Raw genomic sequence first — 23589 nt, 5'->3', positions numbered from 1 at the left:
GCCCGATGAGCCTGTCCCCGCAATGGCTGGACGAATTGCGCGCCCGGGTCACGCTGTCGGGCGTGATCGGGCGTACGACGCGGCTGACCAAGGCGGGCCAGGAATTCAAGGCGTGCTGCCCGTTTCATAACGAGAAGACGCCCAGCTTCACCGTCAACGACGCCAAGGGTTTCTACCACTGCTTCGGCTGCGGCGCGCACGGCGACGCGATCCGCTGGATGACCGACCAGCGCGGCCTGGCGTTCATGGACGCGGTCAAGGAACTGGCCGCGGAGGCCGGGCTGGAAGTCCCCGCCCCCGATCCGCGCAGCGCGCAGCGGGCCGAGCAACAGGCCGGGCTTCACGAAGTGCTCGCAGCCGCACAGGCGTTCTACCGCACCCAGCTGGAAGCGAACGAGGGGGCAAAGGCGCGCAGCTATCTCGCCTCGCGCGGGTTCGATGCCCACACGATGGAGCGCTTCGGTTTTGGCTATGCACCGGGCGGGCGGCAGGCGCTGAAGGCCGCGCTGGCGCAATTCCCCGAGCCGATGCTGATCGAGGCGGGCATGCGGATCGCCGCCGAGGGGAAGGATCCTTACGACCGTTTTCGCGACCGCTTGACGATGCCGATCCACGACGCACGCGGCCGCGTGATCGGGTTTGCGGCCCGCATCCTGGATGCCGCGAAAACCGACGCGCCCAAGTACCTGAACTCCCCCGACACGCCGCTGTTCGACAAGGGCCGGACGCTGTTCAACCTGCACCGCGCGGGACCGGCATCGCGCCAGTCGGGGCGGATCGTGGTGGTGGAAGGGCAGATGGACGTGGTGGCGCTGGCCGCCGCGGGGATCGAGGAAGCGGTCGCGCCGATGGGCACCGCGCTGACCGAGCGCCAGGTCGAGATGCTGTGGCGCCTGGTCGATACGCCGATCCTGTGCTTCGACGGCGATGCGGCGGGCCAGCGCGCCGCCACCCGCGCGATTGCGCGAACCCTGCCGCTGCTGCGCCCGGGCCACAGCCTTAGAATCGTGCGCCTGCCCGCCGGGATGGACCCCGACGACATGCTCAAGCGCGATGGCCGCCAGGCGCTCGAGACGCTGCTGGGGCAAGCGCGCAGCATGGTCGACGTCTTGTGGGAGAACGAGCGTGAAGCCCTCCCCCTTGCCACGCCCGAGGACAAGGCCGGCCTGAAGGCGCGGCTGATGGCGCATGTCGACACGATCGCCGACAAGGACATCCAGTCGCTCTATCGCCGCGACCTGTCGGAGCGGTTCTCCGCATTCGCGTACCCGCGGCGCGAATTCGCGCCCCGCCAGCCCGGTCGCCCACAAGGGCGCGGGCCTTTTCGCGCCACCGCCCCGGCGCGCTCCGAACCGGCGGTGACCGGTCGGCTGCGGCACCAGGCTGCCGGCGGATCGCGCGACGCGTTGCTGTCCGCGGTGATCGCCGGACTGATCGGATTTCCCGATGTGCTGGTCAAAGTGGCTGACCGGCTGGCCGGATCGCCCATCGCCGACCCCCGGCTCGACGCTCTGATCGACGCGGTGGATGATCATGCGCACGGCGCGCAGCCCCTTGAAAGCGCGCGACTTGGCACCATCTTGGCTGGTCGGGGCCTGGCGACCCCGGTTCCCGAGGACTACGCCATGATGCGCTTCGGCTTTCTTGCCGGCGACGTTCCAGCCGACCAGGCCCGCGCCGAACTGGCGCAGGCGGTGGGCCTTCTGGTGGAGCGTCCTGCGCTCGACGCGGCATTGGCGGAGGCCACGGCGCGCTTCGAAAGCGACTTGTCCGAGGGGGCGTTTGCCGAGCAGCAACGATTGTTGCAGAGAAAACTGGAATTTGACGAGCGTCTGCGGCACATGGCCAGCGCGCGCGCGGCCGCCCCTTCGGCGGCCCCCAACCTGACGGCGGAATGATGGACGAAGACCTTAACGGCAGCGACATGGCGGGCGGTGAGCGCGAGGGCGGCGACGCCCCGCTGATCGACCTCAACGATGCCTCGATCAAGAAGCTGATCGCGCGCGCCAAGCGGCGCGGCGTGATCACGTGGGACGAATTGAACGAGGCGTTGCCGGGCGACATGTCGTCCGACCAGATCGAGGACATCACGTCCGCCCTCAACGAGATGGGCGTCAACATCGTCGAGAGCGACGAGGACGCGGTCGACCCCGACGACAAGGCCGAGGACGAGGTCGAGGAAGTCGATTCGTCCGGCGCCGAAAAGCCCGCGCCGGAAAAGAAGAAGGAAACCGTCGAGCGCACCGATGACCCGGTGCGCATGTACCTGCGCGAGATGGGCGCGGTCGAGCTGCTGAGCCGCGAGGGCGAAATCGCCATCGCCAAGCGCATCGAAGCGGGCCGCGACACGATGATCCTGGGCCTGTGCGAAAGCCCGATCACCTTTCACGCCATCATCCAGTGGTCCGAGGCGCTGAACGCCGGCGAGATGCAGCTGCGCGAAATCCTCGATCTCGACGCCATGCTTTCCAAGGAGCCGGCGCCCGAGGCCCTGAGCGACGACGCCGAGGACGACGACGACGGCGAGATTTCCGAGAAGACGGCCGGCCCGTCCTTCAAGGAGGACGAGGAGCCCGAGGAAGAGGAAGCCGCCGAGGGCGACGAGGACGAGGACGGCGAACCGCGCCGCCGCCGCGAAGAGGACGACGAGGAGGACAACACCCTCAGCCTCGCGCAGATGGAGGCCGCGCTCAAGCCCGAGGCGCTGGAGAAGTTCGCCGCCATCACGGCGCTGTTCAAGAAGTTCGAAAAGCTGCAGGCCGAGCGCCTGACTGCGCTGGGCGCGGGCGGCGCCTTTCCCGCCGCGCGCGAGAAATCGTATCAGCAACTGCGCGAGGACCTGACCGCGCAAGTCGAAAGCGTGCAGTTCCACGCCACCAAGATCGAATACCTGGTCGACAACCTCTATGCCTTCAACCGCCGCCTTACCGCGCTGGGCGGGCAGATGCTGCGCCTGGCCGAGCGTCACAAGGTGGGCCGCAAGGACTTCCTCGACAGCTATGTGGGGCACGAACTGGACGAAGCGTGGCTGCAGGGCCAGGCCGCCAAGGACAAGAAGTGGGCGGCCTTCGCCACCAACGAGGCCGATTCGGTAGAGCGCATCCGCGCCGAGATCGCCGACATCGCCGCCAATACCGGCATGGCGCTCAGCGAATTTCGTCGTATCGTCAACATGGTCCAGAAGGCTGAGCGCGAAGCGCGCATCGCCAAGAAGGAAATGGTCGAGGCCAACCTGCGGCTGGTGATCTCGATCGCGAAAAAGTACACCAACCGCGGCCTGCAATTCCTTGATCTTATTCAGGAAGGCAACATCGGCCTGATGAAGGCCGTCGACAAGTTCGAGTACCGCCGCGGCTACAAGTTCAGCACGTATGCCACCTGGTGGATCCGTCAGGCGATCACCCGTTCGATCGCCGACCAGGCGCGCACGATCCGTATCCCCGTCCACATGATCGAGACGATCAACAAGCTGGTCCGCACCAGCCGCCAGTTCCTGCACGAGCAGGGCCGCGAGCCGACGCCCGAGGAAATGGCCGAGCGGCTGTCGATGCCGCTCGAAAAGGTCCGCAAGGTGATGAAGATCGCCAAGGAGCCAATCAGCCTCGAGACGCCGATCGGCGACGAGGAGGATTCCCACCTCGGCGATTTCATCGAGGACAAGAACGCGGTCATCCCGGTCGATGCCGCAATCCAGGCCAATCTCAAGGAAACGGTCACCCGGGTCCTGGCGAGCCTGACCCCGCGCGAGGAGCGCGTGCTGCGCATGCGCTTCGGCATCGGCATGAACACCGATCACACGCTGGAAGAGGTCGGGCAGCAGTTTTCCGTGACCCGCGAACGCATCCGCCAGATCGAGGCCAAGGCGCTCAGGAAGCTCAAGCATCCGAGCCGCAGCCGCAAGATGCGCTCCTTCCTGGACCAATAGGATCAAGCCCCGCTTCGGCGGGGCTTTTTTTCTGCTGTTGCGCGATTAGCGCAGCAATTTCCGGGCTTTACAACCGTGCAGCCCAACGTCACCTTCTTCCCGGCTTGAACGCGCTTACGGGGAGTGCAGGACATGAAGATCGTCACGGGCATTTGCGCTGCGGCCATGTTGGCCGTCGCAGCCGTGCCATGCGCCTCTCAGGCCCAGACGGGCGGCGCGCAGCCGGCCAGCGCGACAGGCGAAGACGCCGCAAAGCTTGACGAGGCGCGCGCGATCATCGCGATCATGTTTCCTCCCGCCGGTCGCGAGGCGACCTTCCGCACCGCCATCATGGATTTCTCGCGCACGATCTCGGCGATCCCACCAGACCTGCCGCGCGATCCCGGTCTGGTTGCGATCTTCCAGCAATTTCACGATTCGATTCCCGATAAGCTGATGCCGACCGTGCGCAAGCACTTGCCGATGATCTTCGAAGCCAGTGCACAGGCCTATGTTCACGCATTCACGCTCGCGGAACTGAAGGACGTCCACGCCTTCGCGGCCACGCCGAGCGGGTCGCATTATCTGTCGAAGTCGATGGCGTTGCTCGGCGATCCCGCGGTCGTTGCCGCCAACACTGCCTACATGAGCGAGATCCGGGGCATGCAGGCGCAACTTGGTGCCGATCTGAAGACGAAGATCTTCGCCTATTTGAATGCGCACCCCGACGTGGCGAAGCAAATCCGCGCGAAGAGCACGAAGTAGCCACGGTCATGGCGGCGCCGCGACAGTCGGTGACAATTTCCCGGCTTCGCAGGCGCGCGGCGCAGGCGTAACGGCGGCCGAGCGGCAGGCAGTCCGATCGCCGCACCGAGGACCCGTGCATGGCGCAGCCGATCTTCTACGATCCCACCGGCAAGCGCAGCCGGGTCGCCAAGCGAACGCTGGCGGGGGCGCTGGTCCTGCTGCTGCTGGCAGCCGTGCTGTTCGCCGCGACGCTGGTGTTCGTGCCGCGATCGACCAGCATGGCGCTGCCCCTGCCCGCTCCGCACGCATCGGCGCTGCGGGGCACGCCGCCGGCCCGCGGCCTGCGCGCTTGGCTGCCGCACCTGAGCAATGCGCCCGCCGACAAGCCGCTGTCGGTCGGCTTCTATCTGCCCGACGACGAGACCAGCATCGCCTCGCTGCGGCGCCATGCCGCCTCGCTCGACTGGGTGGTGCCGATGCGCTTCAGCGTCGATGCATCCGGCGCGATCACCACCGCGCCGGATGCAGCTTTCGACCGGCTGATCGCGGCGATGCCGCATCCGCCGCAAGTGATGCCTATGGTGCAGAACTACGCCAACGAGAAATTCGACGGCGCTGCCGCGGCACGCCTGCTGGCCGATCCCGCGGCGCGGGCGCGGCTGGCAGCGACGCTTGGCACGGCGGCGGCGGCCCCGAACGTGGGCGGCGTGGTCCTGGATATCGAAGACCTGCCGACCGACGCGATGCCCCACTACCTGACGTTCCTTGACCAGCTGCGCCGTGCGATGCCCAGGGGCGACCAGATCGCAATCACCGTGCCGGCGGGCGACCCGTCGTGGCCGATCCGCGCGATAGCGCGGCGCACCGACCGCGTGCTGTTCATGGCCTACGACCAGCATTGGCAGGGCGGCGAGGCCGGGCCCATCGCCAGCCAGGACTGGTTCGTGCGCGAGGTTGCCCGCGCGCGCGCCGAGGCGGGACCCAAGCTGGTCGTGACCCTGGGCAGCTACGGCTACGATTGGCACGGCGCACAGGATAAGGTGGGGGGCGTCGACGCGCTGACCGTCGAGGAAGCATGGCTGGCCGCGCATGACAGCAACGCCGCTCCGCGCTTCGACCCGGTCAGCGGCAACGCCGGTTTCGCCTATGACGACGCGGGCGAGCATCACTCGGTCTGGTTCGTCGACGCGGCCAGCAGCTGGAACCAGCTTGCCGCGCTCAAGCGCCTTGGCATCGGCGCGGTCGCGCTGTGGCGCCTGGGCAGCGAGGACCCTGGCTTCTGGTCCGATCTCGGCGCCTTCCGCAGCGGCGGACGGCCCGACCTGGCAACGCCGGAATCGCCACTCAACAACGATGTCGAGGGCACCGGCGAGATCATCCGCATCACCGACACGGCCCAGCCCGGCCACCGCGACGTGGCATACGATGCGGCCGGCCTGATCCGCGGTGAAACCTATACCGCGCTGCCGACGCCGTTCGTGGTGCAGCGTTCGGGCGGCAGCGATCCCAAGGCCATCGCGCTGACATTCGACGACGGCCCGGACCCGGTCTGGACGCCGCGCATCCTGGATGTGCTGAAGCGCGAGGGCGTGCCCGGCACGTTCTTCGTCATCGGCGAAAACGCGCTGGAAAACCCGTCGCTGCTGCGCCGGATGGTCGCCGAGGGGCACGTCATCGGCAACCACACCTACACCCACCCCAACCTCGCAGGCGCCTCGCAAACCGATACCGACTTCGAACTTTCGACCAACGAGCGGCTGGTCGAAGCCTATACCGGCCGGCGGATGCGGTTGTTCCGCGCGCCCTATTTCGGCGATGCCGAGCCGACGACCGCGGATGAACTGATCCCGGCGCTGCGCGCGCAACAGGCCGGCTACACGATCGTCGGGCTGCACGTCGATACCGAGGACTGGCAGCGCCCGCCGGCGGCGGCGATCGTGCGCACCGCGTTGACTGAGATCCACGCCGCCAACGCCGAGCGTACGGGCAACATCGTGCTTCTGCACGACGGCGGCGGGAACCGTGCCGAAACGGTCGCGGCGCTGCCGCAGATTATCGCCGCGCTGCGCGGCGAAGGCTATCGCTTCGTCAGCGTCCCTCAACTGGTCGGCGCAAGCGCGGCGCAGGCGATGCCGCAAGTAACCGGCAGCGACCTGACCGCGGTGCGCTTCGACATCGCCGGCTTCCTGGCGGTAGCGGCGCTGATCGCGACGGTCGGCTTCCTGTTCTACCTGGCCATCGTGCTCGGCATCACGCGCGCCGTCCTGATGACCGCGCTGGCCTGGATCCAGTCGCGCCGGCGCCGCGCCGAGCCGCCGCTGTTCGAACCGACCGTCACCGTCATCATCCCGGCCTTCAACGAGGAACGCGTGATCGTGTCCTCGATCGCACGCGTGCTCGCCAGCGAATATCCGGCGCTGCAGGTGATCGTGGCCGACGACGGGTCCAGGGACCGCACCAGCGACCTGGTGCGCGAGGCCTTCGGCAGCGATCCGCGCGTGCTGCTGCTGACGCTGACGAACGGCGGCAAGGCGGCCGCGCTCAACCGCGCGGTAAGGGATGCCCGCGGCGAGGTCATCATCGCGCTGGACGCCGATACGCAGTTCGAGGCGCTGACCATCCGGCGCCTGGCGCGCTGGTTCGGCGATCCGCGGCTGGGGGCCGTGGCCGGCGACGCGCGCGTAGGCAACCGGGTCAACCTGGTCACGCGCTGGCAGGCGGTGGAATACATCACCGCGCAGAACCTGGAGCGGCGCGCGCTGGCCGGGTTCGATGCGATGACCGTGGTGCCTGGCGCCGTCGGCGCCTGGCGGCGCGCGGCACTCGACGCGGTGGGCGGCTATCCCGAGGACACGCTGGCCGAAGACCAGGACCTGACCATCGCGATCCAGCGGTTCGGCTGGCGCGTCACTTACGATCCGCGCGCCACCGCCTGGACCGAGGCGCCCGAAAGCTTCGCGGCGCTGGCAAAGCAGCGCTACCGCTGGGCCTTCGGGACGCTGCAGTGCCTGTGGAAGCACCGCAGCGCACTGCGGCGCGGGCGGCCGACCGGGCTGGCGCTGATCGGCATGCCGCAGGCCTGGCTGTTCCAGATCCTGTTCGCGGCGATCTCTCCTGTCATCGACCTGGCGCTGCTGCTGTCGCTGGTCGGGACGGCGCTGCGGATCGAGCAGCACGGATGGGCCCAGACCCGCGGCGACGTTGGCACGATGGGGCTATACTGGCTGGCCTTCACCGCGATCGACGTGCTGTGCGGCTGGATCGCCTACCGGCTCGACGATCGCCGCCCGCGCTACCCCGCGCATCTGCTGGTGGCCCAGCGGTTGGTCTACCGGCAGATCATGTACTGGGTGGTGCTGCGCGCGATCGCTTCCGCCATCGGCGGATGGGTGGTCGGCTGGGGCAAGCTGGAGCGCAGTGGCCGGGTCGAGACCGCCGCCTGAGCGCTATGCCGCCAGGTACCGCGCCGCGTCGCTGACGCGCATCGGCCGGGCGAAGTGGTAGCCCTGCCCGTAGTCGACGCCCAGTTCGGCAAGGACCTCGGCTTCCTCGGCGCATTCGATCCCCTCGGCGATCAGTTTCGAGCCGATCGCGGCGGCGAAGCGGACCATGGCGCCGGTGAGCGCGCGGCGAGCCACGTCCTTGTGAATGTCGCGAACCAGGCTGATGTCGAGCTTGAGCAGGTGCGGCGACAGCTCGACCAGGTGGCGCAGCCCGGCGTAGCCGGCGCCCACATCGTCGATGGCGATCCGGGCGCGCCCGGCGATCCGCGCCAGCGCCGCCTTGAGCGCGGCGAAATCGGCGACCTGCTGATGTTCGGTCAGTTCGACGACGATGTTGGCGGTGTTCGACGCCATCAGTGCCGCCTCGAGCCGGCCCGACAGCACCGTGTCGGGCGAAGCGTTGATGGAGACATAGCAACCGGACGGCAACGCCGCCGCGCTTGCCAGCGCCAGTTCGATCGCGAGCATCTCCAGGTCGACGCCCATTCCGACCTGCGCGGCTTCGGCGAACCAGGCATCGGGGCCGCGCGAGGCACCATCGGCAAAGCGTGCCAGGCACTCGGCGCCCACCGGCAGCCCGGTGGCAAGCGCGTGGATCGGCTGCTGAACGACGGTCAGGTCGCGCCGGGCCAGCACCCCCTCGATCCGGGCGCGGGTCGCCGCGGCCTGAACGTCGCTTTCCAGCGCGGCCTCGATCTGGACCGCGGCGAGCGCCGCGAAGGCGCGCAGCACCCCCACGTCGCGATCGGTCATCGTGCGGTCGGGCTGGCGGCTGAGGCAGCAGAAGCTGCCGTAAAGCGTCCCGTCCGACAGCCGCAGCGGCGTGTTGAGATGCGCGCCGACAGGCAGGAACCGGGTGATCGCCATCGTTTCGGTGAACGGATGGTCGGCAGTGTCCTGGATCAGTTCGGGCAAGCGACCTTCGGCAATGTGCCAGCAGTAGCTGTCCTCGCGCGGGTCGCGAAAGCCCGGCCCCATCGGCAGGTCGAGGTCGGAATCGACGTGGGTCAGTTCCTTCAGCCCGCCCTCGACGTAGCGCGAGACGAAGGCGATCTCCATGCCGAGGTGCTGCCGGACTGCGTTAAGGATCCGGTCGACCCCATCGTGGCGAACGAGCTCGGCCCCGCCGCGCGCGGGCGCGACAAACGAGGCGAAGGACTGGGGATTATGCGCGACCATCGCCTTCGCCCTAGCGCGCAAAGGTTAACACTTGGGCGGTAGTATTGCGTAGCGGCATGCCGGCTGCGGCCGCGCCCGCCAGCCGCGTGCAAAAGATGCCCCAACGGGGTCGCGCGAATCGCCGGCGTCTCCTATGGGCGCGCCATGCATATCGCCATCGCCTCCGATCATGCGGCTTTCGCGCTCAAGCAGGCGCTGGCTGCTTGGCTGCGCGGCGAAGGCCACACGGTGGACGACCTCGGGCCCGATGGCGAAGCATCGGTCGACTATCCCGACTATGGCTACCGCCTTGCCGAACATCTCGCCGCGGGCCACGCGGAGCGCGGCATAGCGCTGTGCGGAAGCGGCATCGGCATCTCGATCGCCGTCAACCGCCACCCCGCCGTGCGCTGCGCACTGGTCGGTGAACCGCTGTCCGCAAGTCTGGCGCGTGAGCACAACGATGCCCAGGTCATCGCCCTGGGCGCCCGCCTGATCGGGCCCGACATGGCCCGCGCGTGCGTTACCGCGTTCCTAGACACGCCCTTCGCGGGGGATCGTCACGTCCGCCGCGTCGGCAAGCTCTCCCACCCGCCGTTTCCCGCCCGCCCGGCCGCCAATGAAAGCTCCGCCGCATGACCGAGACCGCCACCGCGACCCGCATCCGTTCCAAGGGCTTTTTCGTCGAACACCTCGAGACCGCGGACGCCGAAGTCTACGCCGCCATCCGCGGCGAGCTGAAGCGCCAGCAGACCAAGATCGAGCTGATCGCGAGCGAGAACATCGCCAGCCTGGCAACCCTCGAGGCGACCGGCAGCGTCTTCACCAACAAGTACGCCGAAGGTTATCCCGGCAAACGGTACTACGGCGGCTGCGAATATGCCGACGTCGTCGAGAACCTGGCGATCGAGCGCGCCAGGGCGCTCTTCGGGTGCAACTTCGCCAACGTCCAGCCCAATAGCGGCAGCCAGATGAACCAGGCGGTCTTCCTGGCGCTGCTGACGCCGGGCGACAGTTTCATGGGCCTGGACCTCAACGCCGGCGGCCACCTGACGCACGGCAGCCCCGTCAACATGAGCGGCAAGTGGTTCAAGCCGATCCCTTACGGCGTGCGCCGCGAGGACGAGCGGCTGGACATGGACGCGGTCGCCGCCACCGCGCGCGAACATCGCCCCAAGCTGATCATCGCCGGCGGCACCGCTTATTCGCGGCAGTGGGATTTTGCCCGCTTCCGCGAGATCGCGGACGAAGTGGGCGCATACCTGATGGTCGACATGAGCCACTTCTCGGGCCTGGTTGCGGGCGGCGCGCACCCCTCGCCCTTCCCGGACGCGCACGTCGTCACCACCACCACGCACAAATCGTTGCGCGGTCCTCGCTCCGGCGTGATCCTGACCAATGACGAGGCGCTGGCCAAGAAGTTCAATTCGGCGGTGTTCCCCGGCATGCAGGGCGGCCCGCTGGTTCACGTCATCGCCGCCAAGGCGGTCGCCTTCGGCGAGGCGCTGAAGCCCGAATTCAAGGCCTATGCCAGCCAGGTCGTCGCCAATGCCCGGGCGCTCGCCGCCAGCGTGGAGAAGCATGGCCTGCGCGTGGTTTCGGGCGGTACCGACAACCACCTGCTGCTGGTCGACCTGACCCCCAAGGACGTCACCGGCAAGGCAGCCGAAAAAGGCCTCGATCGCGCCTGGCTGACTTGCAACAAGAACGGCATCCCGTTCGACGTGCGCAGCCCGTTCGTCACCTCGGGCATTCGCCTCGGCACGCCGGCGGGCACCACCCGCGGCTTTCGCGAGGCCGAGTTCGCCCGGATCGGCGAGCTCATCGCGCAAGTGGTTGACGGCCTTGCCCACAATGGCGAGGAAGGCGACGCGCAAGTGGAGGCGCGGGTCCGCAGCCAGGTGGAAGACCTCTGCGCCGCCTTCCCGATCTATCCGGAGCTTTGAGACCATGACCGATCCGCAGAACAATCCGGGCGACAAGGGCGACCTGCTGTCCGACGCCAAGAACGAGATCGTCGGCATGGCCAAGGAAGGGATGCAGCACCCCTCGACCAAGCCGGTGCTGACCGGCGCGGCGGTCGGCGCGGTGGCCGGCGCCGTCCTGCCGCTGGTGTCGCTGCCGGCCGGTCTGATCATCGGCGCCGGCTTCGCGCTCTACAAGCGCCTGCGGCCCTGAAGGACGATCCATGCGCTGCCCGTTCTGCGCGCATGACGATTCGCAGGTAAAGGATTCGCGTCCGACCGAGGACAACACCGCGATCCGCCGCCGCCGCCAGTGCGAAAGCTGCGGCGCGCGCTTCACCACCTTCGAGCGTGTCCAGCTGCGCGATATCGCCGTGATCAAGAGCGGCGGCGGCGAAAGCCCGCCGCGCCGCGAACCATTCGATCGCGCCAAGATCGAACAGTCGGTCACGATCGCCACCCGCAAGCGGGGCATCGCGCAGGAACGACTGGACCAGCTGGTATCTGGCGTACAGCGCCAGATCGAGACGCTGGGCGAAAACGAGGTCGAGGCCCGCGCGATCGGCGAGATGGTGATGGACGGATTGCGCCAGCTCGACGCGGTCGCCTATATCCGCTTCGCCTCGGTCTACCGCGACTTCACCGAAGCGCGCGACTTCGAGGAATTCGCCGGCAGCGTGCGCGATGTCGCCCAGTCCTGACGCCGTCGCCCCGCCGCCCGTGATCGTCCTGGTGCGCCCGCAGCTGGGTGAGAACATCGGCAAGGCGGCCCGCGCGATGCTCAACTTCGGGTTGACGCGGATGCGGCTCGTCGCTCCGCGGGACGGCTGGCCGAATCCGGCCGCCGGGCCGGCTGCGGCAGGCGCCGACGGAGTGCTTGCCGACGCCGAGGTGTTCCCCACCCTGGCCGAGGCGGTGGCGGACTGCAGCGCCGTCTACGCCACCACCGTGCGCAAGCGCGGCGTAACCAAGCCGGTGGTCGGACCCGACGAGGCGGCGCGCGCGATCCACGCCCTGCCCGCGCAGTCCGCGCTGGTCTTCGGGCCCGAGCGGTCCGGCCTGGAAACCGACGACGTGGCTTTGGCCGATGCGATCCTGACCGTGCCGATCAACCCCGAATTCGGATCGCTCAACCTGGCGCAGGCGGTGATCCTGTGCGCTTACGAATGGTCGCGCCACCATGGCCACGGTCGCTCCAGCCTGGTGCAGCCGACGGTCGAGGACATCCTTCCGCCCGCCTCGCAGGCCGAGCTCGATGGCCTGATCGCCCAGATCGAAGGCCTGCTCGAGCCGGCGGGCTATTTCCGGCACACCGGCCGTGCCGTCACATCGCGCCGCACGCTACGCGCGATGCTCACCAAGCCGGGCTGGAACCACCTGGAGGTGCGGACCATGCGCGGCGTGCTTTCGGCACTTGGAAAAGGTCCGCGGCAGGGCTAGGCAGGTTGCCGATATCGTGTTGGAAGGGTTTGATAGTCTTGCGTATTCTCCTGATCTCGGTCGCCGCGTTGCTGACCGCTCCCGCTCTTGCCCAGGGCGCCTCGCCGGCGTCGCCGCCTGCCGCTGCCGGTGCGCCCGCAGCGCAGCCGGCCAAGCCGCCCAAGCCCAAGATGATCTGCCGCCCCGTCGCTGCCGCGACCGGCACGCACATGGGTTCCAATCGCGAATGCCACACCGCCGAATACTGGAAGGCCCTGAACGACGCCGACGTCGACACCGGCGGCCTCGGCTCGGGCCGCACCGTGCGCTCCGAATCCGCCAAGCCCGAGTAATCCGCTGCGCCCAGGGCGCCTCGGGGGGTTGTAATTCCCCCCGGGGGCGGCTAGGCGCGCGCCTTCGCAATTGACCAGGCACTCCGGTGAAGCCTCGGTCGCGTCCGGCAACAGGCTGGGCGGTGCGGTTCCGGACCTAGAGGCTGGACACAGGGTCCGGCCAGCGAATTGAAGGACAAACGCGCCATGTCTAAGCGCAAGGCTTCCAAGTACAAAATCGATCGCCGCCTTGGCGAGAACATCTGGGGCCGCCCCAAGAGCTCGGTCAATCGCCGCAGCTACGGCCCGGGTCAGCACGGCCAGCGCCGCAAGAGCAAGGTGTCGGACTTCGGCATCCAGCTGCGCGCCAAGCAGAAGCTCAAGGGCTACTACGGCGACGTGACCGAAAAGCAGTTCAAGAGCACTTACCAGGAAGCCTCGCGCCTCAAGGGCGATACTGGCCAGAACCTGATCGGCCTGCTCGAGCAGCGCCTGGACATGGTCGTCTATCGCGCCAAGTTCGCGCCGACGATCTTCTCGGCCCGCCAGATCGTTTCGCACGGCCACATCCGCGTCAACGGCGTGAAGTGCAACATCGCCAGCCGCCGCGTCCGCCCCGGCGACGTCATCAGCCTGGGTGCCAAGGCCAAGGAAATGGCCCTGATCGCTGAAGCGCAGAGCCTGGCCGAGCGTGAAATTCCCGACTACGTCGCGCCCGACGGCGCGGAGAAGGTCACGTTCGTCCGCGTGCCGACGCTGGACGAGGTGCCGTACCCGGTGAAGATGGAGCCGAACCTCGTCGTCGAGTTCTACTCGCGCTGACCGGTTCGAACCGAGACATCAGAAGGGCGGCCCCGCGGGGCCGCCCTTTTTGATTCGGCTCAGTTGGCCGGCAGCTTCATCGCCTGGCGCAGGAAAGCGTCGCTTTCGCGCAGCACGCGGCTGCGCGCGGCCGCATCGGGCAACTGGTGATCAAGACCATCGAACTCGACATATGTCACGGTCTTGCCCGCGCCCTTGAGCTTGTCCGCCATCAGCCGCGATTCGCCCACGCCCACGTTCTGGTCCATCGTCCCGTGGAACATCAGTACCGGCGCCTTGATCGCATCGACATTCTGGGCCGGCGATCCTTCCTTCACGTGGGGCCCGCGGCCGATGTAGTTGTCCACGAACAGGAAGTTGGTGAACGGCTCCGATTCCTTGCGAAAGCGCTCAAGGTCGGTGACCGGCGCGACCGCGACGATGGCCTTGAACAGGTTCGGGTCCAGCACCGCGCTCTGCAACGCCGCGTATCCGCCGTACGACCAGCCGACGATGGCAAGCTTGTCGGCCGGGGCGATCCCCTGCTTGAGCAGCCAGCGCCCGGCGTCGTTGACGTCGCCGATGGCAGTACGCCACGACTGGAAGCCGTTGCGCTGATACCAACCCGATCCATAACCCGCCGAACCGCGGTAGTTCGGCTGCAGCACGGCGTAACCGCGTGCGGCATAGAACTGCGCCAGCCAGTCGAACCCCCACTCGTCGCGCGCGCCGGGTCCGCCGTGCGGCATGACAATCGCGGGCAGGTTCTTGCCGGTGCTGCCCGGCGGCAGCGTCAGGTAGGCTGGGATCTGGGTGCCGTCGCCGGCGGGAAAGGTAATCGCCTTCATCGGCGCCAGCGGAACCCCGTCCAGGCGGTCGCGCACCGGCAGCACCTCTGCCAGGTGGCGCGTCGCCTTGTCATAGACATAGAACGTGCCCGGTACGGTGTCGCTGGCGGCGAACATCAGCAGCTTGCTCTCGTCCTGGCTCGAATCGATGAATGAAATCGTCGGCTGGCCCGGTAGAGCCTTGCCGAGCGCAGCGCCCAGCGCCTTGAGCTGCGGATCGAAGAATTCGACATTGCGGCGCTCGGTCGCGTAGCTCGCCCCGACGACGCGGAAGTTGCGGCCAATGCGCACAACGTCATCGACATCGACGTCGGCGCGCGAGAGCAGCTCGGTCCGCTTGCCCGAACCGTCGAGCGCGACGCTGTAAAGGGCGTCAAAATCGCCCTTGCTGGCGAAACCGTAAGCGACGTCGCGGTCCGGGTCGACCGCGATCGGCGTAAAGTCGGTGGCGCCGGCGGCCTTTGAAAGCTGCTCCCAGGTTTTGGAATCCTTGCGCCGATAAAGCCAGTTGGTGCCCGACTTGACGTAGCCGTCGTCGTTGGTCGCCTGAGTACCCATGATGCGGACATTGCCGCGCCCGTCGCTGATGTAGGAAACCGCGGTGCGGCGCGGCGGCTCGACCACGGTGCGCTTTTGCGTGGTGAGGTCGAAATCCTCGACCCCCAGGCCCTGGCGATCGTTGACGATGTTGGTGCCGATCGAGCCTTGCGGCAGGAATTCGCGCGTCATGAGCACGTGTCCCGGCGCAGCGGGCAGGTCCCAGTCGAGCACGTCGCCGACGAACTGGATCGCCCCTTGCGAAGCGCCGTTGGTGCCAAGCTTGAGATAGGACTGGTCGCTGCCATCGCTGTTGAGCGTCACGTACCGGCTGGCCCCGGTCAGCACGCCGCGATTGTCGAACGAGGACATCACCAGGCAAAGCAGCCGCACGTCGCTTGCCCAGTGGCACCACCGCAGCCGGTCACGCGGATTGCGCGCCTGCAGGACGATCTTGGTTGCGCCCGTCGCCAGGTCCGCCACCACCAGGTCAACGCCGGCCGGCTGCGCCGGGGTCAGGTAAGCGACCTGGCCGCCGCCGGGCGAAAGGCTCATCTGCTGGACCGATTCCAGCGCGCCGAACCGGGCTGCCAGGTCCGTCGTCGGAGCCTCCTGCGCCTGCGCGGACACGGCGGCGGTCCCGGCGAGCAAGGCCGCCAGCATACGATGCGAAGTCATGAATTCCCCCCGGATTGAATCGGCCCGCGGATATGATGCACCAAGTTACCCGCAGGCAAATTCCAAATGCGATGAAGCGTTGAAAAACAGCATCTTGGACCGGAACCGGCGGCAAGCGGGCGACGTTACCGGGACACATGACACGCTTCCGTTTCGTTACCCCGCACCGGTTTGGAAAATGGTATCCGTCGCTGCGTCTTGCGCAGCGTTTTGCAGTCGCCATCGGTGCCGGATTCTTCGACGAACGCACCGGCCAGTTCGTTGCCTATCGCGACACCCGGCTCGAAACCGAAATGCGTGAGGCCGAAGGCTCGATTGCGGCCTAGGCTTTCAGATAATCGCGACGAAAACCGGCGGCGAAGGACGCGAACGACCCCGCCGCAATCGCGTCGCGCATGGCGCCCATCAGCTGCTGATAGAACGTCAGGTTGTGCTCGGTCAGCAGCATCGCGCCCAATATCTCGCCCGACTTGTGGAGGTGATGCAAGTAGGCGCGGCTGTAGTGACTGCAGGCGTCGCACGCGCAGCGCGGATCGATCGGCGCCGCATCCTCGGCATGGCGGGCGTTGCGCAAGTTGATCGGGCCGTCCCAGGTGAAGCCCTGCCCGTTGCGGCCCGACCTGCTCGGCAGCACGCAATCGAACATGTCGACCCCGCGCTCGACCGCGCCGACCAGGTCGTCGGGCTTTCCAACCCCCATCAGGTAGCGCGGCCGGTCTTGCGGCAGCATCGCCGGCGCGAAATCAAGCGTGGCGAACATCGCCTCCTGCCCTTCGCCCACCGCCAGGCCGCCGATGGCGTAGCCGTCGAACCCGATCGCGGCCAGTGCGTCGGCACTTTCCCGGCGCAGCCCTTCGTCGAGCGCGCCCTGCTGGATGCCGAACAGCGCGGCGCTTGCCGCGTGCTCGCCGCCGGCATCGAAGGCGTCGCGGCTGCGCCGCGCCCACCGCATCGACATTTCCATCGATCGGGCAATGTCGTCGCGCGCGCGATCGGCCCGCGGGCATTCGTCGAACGCCATGACGATGTCGCTGCCGAGCAGGCGCTGGATTTCCATCGAGCGTTCGGGCGTCAGCATGTGGCGCGACCCGTCGATATGGCTGGCGAAGGAGACGCCTTCCTCGGTTATCTTGCGCAGGTCCGACAGGCTCATCACCTGATAGCCGCCGCTGTCGGTCAGGATCGGGCGGTCCCAGTTCATGAAGCGGTGCAGCCCGCCCAGCCGCGCGACCCGCTCCGCGCCCGGGCGCAGCATCAGGTGATAGGTATTGCCAAGCAGGATATCAGCGCCTGTGGCGAGCACGGTCTGCGGCTTCATCGCCTTGACAGTCGCGGCAGTGCCGACCGGCATGAACGCGGGCGTGCGGATCGTGCCGCGGCGCATGGCGATGGCGCCGGTGCGGGCGGCGCCGTCGGTCGCCGTGACGGTGAAACTGAAGCGCGGAGTCACTGGTCGCTCAAAATCCGTAGACGATGCCGAAGCGCGTCATCGTGTCGGTAGTAACCTTGCCGATCGCGGGCTGGCTGTCGTAATCGACGGCGTAAGACACGCGCGTGCTCAGCCGCTCGGTCACCTTGGCCTCAAGCCCGGTGACCAGGTTAAGGGTCGCGCCGTGGCCATCGAGCAATGCCACCGCGCTGGCGCCCGTTTCGGCGACGGCATTGGCCTTCTGCGTGAGCTTGAGCGTGTCGGTCAGCCGCCAGTCGAAATCGAGGCCGAGCAGGCCCGCAATCCGGTCCTCGCGCTCTCCGATCAGATAACGCGTGCCGCGCAGCGCCGGCCCGGCCTTCACCGCAAGGTCGACGTTGGGCTTGTCGAGAACCTTGATCCCCAGCCCGCCCGACACCGCGTAGCGCATGGCGATACCCTGCACGCGGTTGCGCTCGACCTGGGCCAGGCCATAGGCGAACACGTCCTGGTCAACCTGGTAGCGGGGCTCCCACGACGCCATCAGGTAATCGCGCGTCATCGCCCCGCGAGCCGATTGCAGGTCGGCGCGCAGCGTCAGCGCATGAGTCCAGTCTGCGCCCGTGCGCGTGGCGGTCAGCGATCCGCTCACGCCGGTCGATTCGCCGTTGCCGGTGGCGCGAAAGCCGGAAACCTCACCCTTTCCCTTCCACAAGTCGAGCGGGCCGGCGGCGCGCACGGCGGCGAGGCGCAGGGCTTCCTTGGCCCGCGCCAGGCGCGCCTGATCGGCCACGAAGCTGCCCTGGATATCATCGATCTCCGTCCTGTCGGCGGGAAAAGCGGTTCGCGCGGCATCGGCAACGGCGGCGACTTTGGCCTTGTCGCCGGTTTTGATAGCAGCCTCGATCATCGCGCGCGCCGCGTCCGGCAAAACGGCCTCAGCCGGCGAGGCGACCAGGCTGGCGACGAAGCTGGCGGCGAGCCAGGATGCGGCGTGGCGGACCATGCCCGGCGCATAGCGGCTCAGGCTCGCAGGCGCCACCCGGTGCGGAAAATCGCGGTGATGACGCCGATGCACAGCACGAGGAACGCCAGCGTGATAGCAATGCTGATGCCAAAGCCGACGTCGGCGTGCCCGGTGAAGCACCAACGCAGGCCGTTGACGAGATAGACGATCGGATTCGCCAGCGCGACGCTTCGCCACGGCTGCGCCAGCATGTCGATCGAATAGAACGTCCCGCCCAGGAACGTCAGCGGCTGCAGGATCAGCAGCGGCACGATCCCCAGCTTCTCGAATCCGTCGGCCCAGACCCCGATGATAAAGCCGAACAGCGCAAAGGCGGACGCGACCAGCATGATGAAGATCAACGCCAGGAACGGATGCACGATGTGGTAGTCGACAAAGAAGCTGGCCGTCACAAGGATGATCGCCGCCAGCAGAAGCGACTTGGTCACCGCCGCGCCGACAAAGCCGATCAGCGTTTCGGCGACCCCGACCGGCGCGGACAGCAGTTCATAGATCGTGCCGGTGAAGCGCGGCATGTAGATGCCGAAGCTGGCATTGCTGGTCGTCTCCCCCAGCAGCGTCAGCAGCAGCAGGCCGGGGATAATGAAGGCGCCGTAGCTGACCCCGCCGATCTCTGCGATGCGGCCGCCGATGGCGGCGCCGAAAACGACGAAATATAGCGACGTGGTCAGGACCGGGGCGAAGATCGACTGGAAGAAGGTGCGGAACGCACGCACCAGCTCGTTGGAATATATCGCGAAGGCGCCCCTGGCATTGAATGACAGCGCGGTGGATCCCATCACGCGTTCTCCACCAGGCCGACGAAGATGTCCTCGAGGCTCGATTGCTTCTGATCGATCGCGGTGAAGGCGATTCCGCTCTCCACCAGGGTGCGGATAAGCGCCGCGATTCCGGCGCGTGCAGCGTCGGTGCCGCCGTCGCCGGTGAAAACCAGCTTGCGGCCTTCGTCTGCCAATTCGACCGGCTTGCCCGACAGGGACGGCGGCAGCGCGGCAAGCGGCCGGGCCAGCGTGATGTCCGCGGTTACGCTGCCCATGCGCGCCATCAGCGCGCGCTTTTCCTCGACCAGCAAAAGCTGGCCCTTGTCGATCACCCCGACCCGGTCGGCCATCTCCTCGGCCTCCTCGATATAGTGCGTGGTCAGGATGATGGTGGTCCCGGCATCGCGCAGCGCGGCGATCTGGCGCCACATGTCGCGGCGCAGTTCGACGTCGACCCCAGCGGTCGGCTCGTCGAGGAACAGCAGCTCGGGCTCGTGCGCGAGCGCCTTGGCGATCAGCACGCGGCGCTTCATCCCGCCGGACAAGTGGCGGATCTGGCTTGCGCGCTTGTCCCAAAGCGACAGCGACCTGAGGACGGCTTCCAGCTTGGCCGGATCGGGCGCCAGGCCGAACAAGCCGCGCGAGAACGACACCGTGTCGATGACGCTGGTGAACATGTCGGTGGCCATTTCCTGCGGCACCAGGCCGATCTTCGCCCGCGCGGCGCGCCAGTCCTTGGCCAGGTCCTGTCCGAAAGCGGTGATTGAGCCCTCGCTAGGCCGCACCAGGCCGCAGACCGCGCCGATCAGCGTTGTCTTGCCAGCGCCGTTCGGCCCCAGCAGCGCGAAGATCTCGCCCCGGCGGATGTCGAGATCGACCCCGGCGAGCGCGACCGGTCCGTTCTTGTAGCGCTTGGTCAGACCCCTGACCGCCAGGATCGGCTCTTGGATAGCGTCGTTCATCGCCGCGCAAGGTGGCGATTGCGTGCGCGATTGCAACCTTACGGCAGCAAAAGAGACGAATCGCCGTACGAATAGAAACGGTATTCGTTCGCGATGGCGTGCGCATAGGCCGCCTGCATCCGTTCCCGACCCATCAGCGCCGAGACGAGCATGAACAGCGTCGATTTCGGCAAGTGGAAATTGGTGATCAGCCCGTCGATGGCGCGAAAGCGATAGCCAGGCGTGATGAAGATCGACGTATCGCCAGCGAACGGATGGATCACCCCGTCCACTCCGCAAGCGCTTTCAAGCAGGCGCAGGCTGGTCGTCCCCACCGCGATGACGCGGCCGCCGGCCGCGCGCGCCGCGTTGAGCCGGTCGGCCGTGGCGGCATCGATGCGGCCGAACTCGGCATGCATCGCATGATCGTCGGTGTCATCGGCCTTGACCGGCAGGAACGTGCCCGCGCCGACATGCAGGGTCAGCGTCTCGTGCCCGATGCCCGCGCCGGCCAGCGCGGCCATCAGCGCGGGCGTGAAGTGCAGCGCCGCCGTCGGCGCGGCGACCGCGCCATCCTCGGCGGCGAACATGGTCTGGTAATCGCGGCGGTCCTCGGCATCGGTGGGGCGCTTGCCGGCGATATAGGGCGGCAGCGGCATCCGTCCGGCGCGCGCCAGCAGCACTTCGACCGGTTCATCACCCGCGAAGGCCAGCGTCCAGCTGCCATCATCAAGCCGCGTTTCGGCGGTGGCAGTGACCCCGGCGCCGAAATCGACGACGTCGCCTTCACGAAGCCGCTTGGCGTTGCGCACGAACGCCTGCCAGCGGCGCAAGTCGATGCGCTTGTGCAAGGTCGCACCGATGCTCGCTTCGCCGCGCCGGCCTTCGAGTTGGGCGGGTATGACGCGGGTATCGTTGAACACCAGCACGTCGCCGGCGCGAAGTTCTCCCGGCAGATCGCGAACGACACGGTCGGCGAACGGCTCGTCGCCGCGCACCACCAGAAGCCGCGCGGCATCGCGCGGCCGTGCCGGGCGCAGGGCTATCCGCTCGGGCGGAAGCTCGAAATCGAAGAGGTCGACACGCATCGCGCCCGCGCCCTAGCGCGAAGCGCGGCTCAATTCGACGGCGAAGTGACCGGTGCCGGCGTCACCGCCGCAGGCGATACCGGCGCGGCGATAACCGGGCGCGGCTTGCCGTCCGACAGCAGCGAGGCCTGGACGATGCGCGTCGGGTTGGCCGGCGGCTCACCGCGCTCGATCGCGTCGGCATATTCCATGCCCTGGATGACGCGGCCAAAGTTGGTGTATTTGTGGTCCAGCGCAAAGTGCGGGTAGAACACGATGAAGAACTGGCTGTTGGCGCTGTCGGGGCTTTCGGTCCGCGCCATCGACACCGTGCCGCGCACGTGCGGCAGCGAGTTGAACTCCGCCTTCAGGTCTGGCAGCTTCGAACCGCCCTCACCCGTGCCGGTAGGATCGCCGGTCTGCGCCATGAAGCCGTCGATCACGCGGTGAAAGATGACGTTATTGTAGAAGCCCTGCTCGGTCAGCGTCTTGATCCGCTCGACGTGATTGGGCGCCCAGGCCGGCATCAGGCGGATCAGCACCCGCCCGCCGTTCGACAAGTCGAGCGCGAGGATGTTCTGGGGATCATGGCTCGGATCCGCGTCGACGATGGCGCTCAGCGGCACGGGCGCCGGCGTGGCGGGAACCACGTCCTTGGCGATCGCGGGGGCACCGAACAGGACGGCACCGGCGATGGCGCCGGCCATGGAAGCAACGAAGCTGCGACGGATCATGCGGAAGGTCTCGATTCTGGAACGGATGTGTTGGGGCGCGGCTTAGCGATCCGGGTCTGTCGTGGCAATGAACGGATCGGCTGCGCGGCTCAACGTGCGACGCCCTGACCGGCGATGCGCGCGACCACGTCGGCCTTCACCGCAGGGCTCACGAAACGGCCAATGTCGCCGCCGTAAAGCGCGATTTCCTTGACCAGCCGCGAGGCGATCGGCTGTAGCGCTACGTCGGCCATCAGGAAGACGGTATCGATGCGGTCGTTAAGCTGACGGTTCATGCCGGTGAGCTGGTATTCGTACTCGAAATCGGTCACCCCGCGGATCCCGCGGATGACCACGCTGCCCCCCTGCGCTTCGGCAAAGTCCATCAGCAGCGAGTTGAAGCCAACGACGCGGATCGTCGCGTCGCCGAGGGCGGCGACCTCGCGCGTCACCATCGCGATGCGCTCGTCGTCGGAAAACATCGGGTTCTTGGCGATGTTGGTGGTCACGCCGATGACCAGTTCGTCCACCAGCCGCGCGCCGCGCGCGATGATGTCCATGTGGCCCAGCGTAATCGGATCGAAGGTGCCCGGGTAGACGCCGATGCGCTTCATCAGTGATCCCTCTCGACGATGTACCGCGCGACATCGCGCAGCAAGTCGGCTTCCGCCCCATGGTGCTGAAGATACTCGGTCGCCTGGCTGACCAGGAACTGCGCCTGTTCGCGGGCGCGCTCGGGGCCGAGCAGCGAAACGAAGGTTGCCTTGCCCGCGGCGGCATCCTTGCGCAGGGCCTTGCCGGCGGCGGCCTCGTCACCCTCGTGGTCGAGCAGGTCGTCGGCGATCTGGAACGCCAGGCCGATATCGCGGGCATAGCCGCGCAAGTGCGCCCGCCCCTCGGGCGCGACGCGGCCCAGGATCGCCCCCATCTCCACCGCCGCGCCCAGCAGCGCCCCGGTCTTGAGTTGCTGCAGGCGGGTGACCCCGTGAAGGTCGAATGCGGACGTTTCGGCGACGATGTCCATCATCTGCCCGCCGGCCATGCCCTGCGCTCCGCTCGCCTGCCCAAGTGCCTGGACGAGCTCGATCCGCGTGAACGGATCGGGCGACGTCGCCGGGTCGGACAATAGCTCGAACGCGAAGACGTGCAGCGCGTCGCCCGCCAGCACCGCGGTCGCCTCGTCGAACTGGCGGTGCAGCGTCGGGCGGCCGTGGCGCAGGTCGTCGTCGTCCATGCAGGGCAGGTCGTCGTGGATCAGCGAATAGACGTGGATCGCCTCGACCGCGAGACCGACGCGCAGCGCCGCCTGCCGGTCGACGCCGTAAAGCCCCGCGGTGGCCGTGACCAGCAGCGGACGCAGGCGTTTGCCGCCGCCGATCGCGGCGTAACGCATCGCCTCGACCAGGCGGGCGCGGGGATCGGCGGGAATCGGCAGCAGCGCGTCGAACAGGCTGTCGACGTCGGCAGCGATAGCCTCGAGCGCCGCAGCCAAGCGCGTGGTGGCGAGCGCTGCGCCGGGCATCGCCTAGTTGGCCGGATCGAACGGCGCGGTGCCGGTCGGCTGGCCGTCGGGGCCCGCGACGATGCGCTCGATCCGGGCCTGCGCGGCGTCGAGCCGAGCCTGGCAATGCTTTCGCAGGGCCTCGCCGCGCTCGTAAAGGTCGATCGAATCGTCCAGCGGGACTTCGCCGCTTTCGAGCTTGCGCACCACGTCCTCCAGCGCGCGGAGCGCATCCTCGAAGGTCAGCGCGGCGATGTCGGGTGCGGGTTCGGCCATGACG

23 protein-coding genes are annotated in these 23589 nt (G+C 67.7%); 12 read left to right on the top strand and 11 right to left on the bottom strand.

Annotated features, from left to right (window positions below; all coding sequences use genetic code 11):
* The first annotated feature begins 5 nt into the window (after positions 1–5).
* The 4 genes from dnaG (at position 6) to ACOYW6_RS02825 (ending at position 8094) form a co-directional block, all read left to right on the top strand.
* Positions 6–1898: a DNA primase gene (dnaG, locus tag ACOYW6_RS02840; protein ID WP_423142308.1), complete on the top strand. Its 1893-nt coding sequence runs from the start codon at positions 6–8 to the stop codon at positions 1896–1898.
* A complete protein-coding gene (gene rpoD, locus ACOYW6_RS02835; protein WP_423143049.1) occupies positions 1898–3925 on the top strand; it encodes an RNA polymerase sigma factor RpoD in 2028 nt (675 codons plus the stop codon). The genes dnaG and rpoD overlap by 1 nt, the downstream gene beginning before the upstream one ends.
* 132 nt (positions 3926–4057) lie before the next feature.
* Positions 4058–4669, top strand: a complete 612-nt coding sequence (locus ACOYW6_RS02830; RefSeq protein WP_423142307.1) for a hypothetical protein — start codon at positions 4058–4060, stop codon at positions 4667–4669.
* 119 nt (positions 4670–4788) lie between these two features.
* Positions 4789–8094 carry a polysaccharide deacetylase family protein gene (locus ACOYW6_RS02825; RefSeq protein ID WP_423142306.1) on the top strand — a complete coding sequence of 1102 codons (3306 nt, stop codon included), beginning with the start codon at positions 4789–4791 and terminating at the stop codon, positions 8092–8094.
* A 3-nt stretch (positions 8095–8097) separates the two neighbouring features.
* Here ACOYW6_RS02825 and ACOYW6_RS02820 read toward each other — a convergent pair whose 3' ends face one another.
* Positions 8098–9333, bottom strand: a complete 1236-nt coding sequence (locus ACOYW6_RS02820) for a sensor domain-containing phosphodiesterase (protein ID WP_423142305.1) — start codon at positions 9331–9333, stop codon at positions 8098–8100.
* A 144-nt stretch (positions 9334–9477) separates the two neighbouring features.
* Between ACOYW6_RS02820 and ACOYW6_RS02815 the strand changes: the two genes are divergently transcribed.
* The 7 genes from ACOYW6_RS02815 to rpsD all read left to right on the top strand — a co-directional run bounded on the left by ACOYW6_RS02815 (position 9478) and on the right by rpsD (position 13849).
* Complete coding sequence (locus ACOYW6_RS02815) at positions 9478–9951, top strand: RpiB/LacA/LacB family sugar-phosphate isomerase (RefSeq protein WP_423142304.1); 474 nt, start codon at positions 9478–9480, stop codon at positions 9949–9951.
* Entirely contained in the window at positions 9948–11258 is a 1311-nt protein-coding gene (glyA, locus tag ACOYW6_RS02810; RefSeq protein WP_423142303.1) for a serine hydroxymethyltransferase, read from the top strand. Before ACOYW6_RS02815 ends, glyA begins: the two co-directional genes overlap by 4 nt.
* A 4-nt stretch (positions 11259–11262) precedes the next feature.
* Positions 11263–11490 carry a hypothetical protein gene (locus ACOYW6_RS02805; protein ID WP_423142302.1) on the top strand — a complete coding sequence of 76 codons (228 nt, stop codon included), beginning with the start codon at positions 11263–11265 and terminating at the stop codon, positions 11488–11490.
* 10 nt (positions 11491–11500) lie between these two features.
* Positions 11501–11977 carry a transcriptional regulator NrdR gene (gene nrdR, locus ACOYW6_RS02800; protein WP_423142301.1) on the top strand — a complete coding sequence of 159 codons (477 nt, stop codon included), beginning with the start codon at positions 11501–11503 and terminating at the stop codon, positions 11975–11977.
* Positions 11961–12716 (top strand): RNA methyltransferase, encoded by a 756-nt coding sequence (locus tag ACOYW6_RS02795; protein WP_423142300.1) that lies wholly within the window; start codon positions 11961–11963, stop codon positions 12714–12716. Before nrdR ends, ACOYW6_RS02795 begins: the two co-directional genes overlap by 17 nt.
* Positions 12717–12754: 38 nt before the next feature.
* Positions 12755–13048, top strand: coding sequence for a hypothetical protein (locus ACOYW6_RS02790; protein WP_423142299.1), 294 nt, complete (start codon positions 12755–12757; stop codon positions 13046–13048).
* A gap of 186 nt (positions 13049–13234) precedes the next feature.
* Positions 13235–13849 (top strand): 30S ribosomal protein S4, encoded by a 615-nt coding sequence (gene rpsD / locus ACOYW6_RS02785; RefSeq protein WP_423142298.1) that lies wholly within the window; start codon positions 13235–13237, stop codon positions 13847–13849.
* Between the two features lie 59 nt (positions 13850–13908).
* Here rpsD and ACOYW6_RS02780 read toward each other — a convergent pair whose 3' ends face one another.
* The gene (locus tag ACOYW6_RS02780; protein WP_423142297.1) at positions 13909–15891 is read right to left on the bottom strand and encodes an alpha/beta hydrolase family protein; all 1983 of its coding nucleotides are present in this window, start codon (positions 15889–15891) and stop codon (positions 13909–13911) included.
* Between the two features lie 137 nt (positions 15892–16028).
* Here ACOYW6_RS02780 and ACOYW6_RS02775 point away from each other — a divergent pair, with 137 nt between their 5' ends.
* Positions 16029–16217, top strand: a complete 189-nt coding sequence (locus tag ACOYW6_RS02775) for a hypothetical protein (RefSeq protein ID WP_423142296.1) — start codon at positions 16029–16031, stop codon at positions 16215–16217.
* Here the strand turns inward: ACOYW6_RS02775 and tgt are convergent.
* From tgt to ACOYW6_RS02730, 9 genes are all read right to left on the bottom strand, one after another.
* Entirely contained in the window at positions 16214–17341 is a 1128-nt protein-coding gene (gene tgt, locus ACOYW6_RS02770; protein ID WP_423142295.1) for a tRNA guanosine(34) transglycosylase Tgt, read from the bottom strand. The genes ACOYW6_RS02775 and tgt overlap by 4 nt on opposite strands.
* A 7-nt stretch (positions 17342–17348) precedes the next feature.
* Positions 17349–18305, bottom strand: a complete 957-nt coding sequence (locus ACOYW6_RS02765; protein WP_423142294.1) for a DUF481 domain-containing protein — start codon at positions 18303–18305, stop codon at positions 17349–17351.
* A gap of 17 nt (positions 18306–18322) precedes the next feature.
* The gene (locus ACOYW6_RS02760; RefSeq protein ID WP_423142293.1) at positions 18323–19105 is read right to left on the bottom strand and encodes an ABC transporter permease; all 783 of its coding nucleotides are present in this window, start codon (positions 19103–19105) and stop codon (positions 18323–18325) included.
* Positions 19105–20049 carry an ABC transporter ATP-binding protein gene (locus ACOYW6_RS02755; RefSeq protein ID WP_423142292.1) on the bottom strand — a complete coding sequence of 315 codons (945 nt, stop codon included), beginning with the start codon at positions 20047–20049 and terminating at the stop codon, positions 19105–19107. Before ACOYW6_RS02755 ends, ACOYW6_RS02760 begins: the two co-directional genes overlap by 1 nt.
* A 38-nt stretch (positions 20050–20087) precedes the next feature.
* The gene (gene queA, locus ACOYW6_RS02750; RefSeq protein WP_423142291.1) at positions 20088–21116 is read right to left on the bottom strand and encodes a tRNA preQ1(34) S-adenosylmethionine ribosyltransferase-isomerase QueA; all 1029 of its coding nucleotides are present in this window, start codon (positions 21114–21116) and stop codon (positions 20088–20090) included.
* Positions 21117–21145: 29 nt separating this feature from the next.
* Complete coding sequence (locus ACOYW6_RS02745; protein ID WP_423142290.1) at positions 21146–21829, bottom strand: peptidylprolyl isomerase; 684 nt, start codon at positions 21827–21829, stop codon at positions 21146–21148.
* An 89-nt stretch (positions 21830–21918) separates the two neighbouring features.
* Positions 21919–22422, bottom strand: coding sequence for a pantetheine-phosphate adenylyltransferase (gene coaD / locus ACOYW6_RS02740; protein ID WP_423142289.1), 504 nt, complete (start codon positions 22420–22422; stop codon positions 21919–21921).
* A complete protein-coding gene (locus tag ACOYW6_RS02735) occupies positions 22422–23330 on the bottom strand; it encodes a polyprenyl synthetase family protein (protein ID WP_423142288.1) in 909 nt (302 codons plus the stop codon). The genes coaD and ACOYW6_RS02735 overlap by 1 nt, the downstream gene beginning before the upstream one ends.
* Positions 23331–23333: 3 nt before the next feature.
* Positions 23334–23585: an exodeoxyribonuclease VII small subunit gene (locus ACOYW6_RS02730; RefSeq protein WP_423142287.1), complete on the bottom strand. Its 252-nt coding sequence runs from the start codon at positions 23583–23585 to the stop codon at positions 23334–23336.
* Positions 23586–23589 lie beyond the last annotated feature (4 nt).

This window comes from Parablastomonas sp. CN1-191, assembly GCF_049354825.1.
GTDB lineage: Bacteria > Pseudomonadota > Alphaproteobacteria > Sphingomonadales > Sphingomonadaceae > Novosphingobium.
This window is presented reverse-complemented; position numbering and strand designations above follow the sequence as displayed.

Coding starts and splice junctions, on each gene's coding strand:
- ACOYW6_RS02730 (WP_423142287.1), bottom strand. CDS start 23,585: ATGGCCGAACCCGCACCCGACATCGCCGCGCTGACCTTCGAGGATGCG.
- glyA (WP_423142303.1), top strand. CDS start 9,948: ATGACCGAGACCGCCACCGCGACCCGCATCCGTTCCAAGGGCTTTTTC.
- ACOYW6_RS02755 (WP_423142292.1), bottom strand. CDS start 20,049: ATGAACGACGCTATCCAAGAGCCGATCCTGGCGGTCAGGGGTCTGACC.
- dnaG (WP_423142308.1), top strand. CDS start 6: ATGAGCCTGTCCCCGCAATGGCTGGACGAATTGCGCGCCCGGGTCACG.
- ACOYW6_RS02795 (WP_423142300.1), top strand. CDS start 11,961: ATGTCGCCCAGTCCTGACGCCGTCGCCCCGCCGCCCGTGATCGTCCTG.
- ACOYW6_RS02820 (WP_423142305.1), bottom strand. CDS start 9,333: ATGGTCGCGCATAATCCCCAGTCCTTCGCCTCGTTTGTCGCGCCCGCG.
- rpsD (WP_423142298.1), top strand. CDS start 13,235: ATGTCTAAGCGCAAGGCTTCCAAGTACAAAATCGATCGCCGCCTTGGC.
- nrdR (WP_423142301.1), top strand. CDS start 11,501: ATGCGCTGCCCGTTCTGCGCGCATGACGATTCGCAGGTAAAGGATTCG.
- ACOYW6_RS02775 (WP_423142296.1), top strand. CDS start 16,029: ATGACACGCTTCCGTTTCGTTACCCCGCACCGGTTTGGAAAATGGTAT.
- ACOYW6_RS02760 (WP_423142293.1), bottom strand. CDS start 19,105: ATGGGATCCACCGCGCTGTCATTCAATGCCAGGGGCGCCTTCGCGATA.
- rpoD (WP_423143049.1), top strand. CDS start 1,898: ATGGACGAAGACCTTAACGGCAGCGACATGGCGGGCGGTGAGCGCGAG.
- ACOYW6_RS02830 (WP_423142307.1), top strand. CDS start 4,058: ATGAAGATCGTCACGGGCATTTGCGCTGCGGCCATGTTGGCCGTCGCA.
- ACOYW6_RS02825 (WP_423142306.1), top strand. CDS start 4,789: ATGGCGCAGCCGATCTTCTACGATCCCACCGGCAAGCGCAGCCGGGTC.
- coaD (WP_423142289.1), bottom strand. CDS start 22,422: ATGAAGCGCATCGGCGTCTACCCGGGCACCTTCGATCCGATTACGCTG.
- ACOYW6_RS02815 (WP_423142304.1), top strand. CDS start 9,478: ATGCATATCGCCATCGCCTCCGATCATGCGGCTTTCGCGCTCAAGCAG.
- ACOYW6_RS02780 (WP_423142297.1), bottom strand. CDS start 15,891: ATGACTTCGCATCGTATGCTGGCGGCCTTGCTCGCCGGGACCGCCGCC.
- ACOYW6_RS02765 (WP_423142294.1), bottom strand. CDS start 18,305: ATGGTCCGCCACGCCGCATCCTGGCTCGCCGCCAGCTTCGTCGCCAGC.
- ACOYW6_RS02805 (WP_423142302.1), top strand. CDS start 11,263: ATGACCGATCCGCAGAACAATCCGGGCGACAAGGGCGACCTGCTGTCC.
- ACOYW6_RS02745 (WP_423142290.1), bottom strand. CDS start 21,829: ATGATCCGTCGCAGCTTCGTTGCTTCCATGGCCGGCGCCATCGCCGGT.
- queA (WP_423142291.1), bottom strand. CDS start 21,116: ATGCGTGTCGACCTCTTCGATTTCGAGCTTCCGCCCGAGCGGATAGCC.
- ACOYW6_RS02735 (WP_423142288.1), bottom strand. CDS start 23,330: ATGCCCGGCGCAGCGCTCGCCACCACGCGCTTGGCTGCGGCGCTCGAG.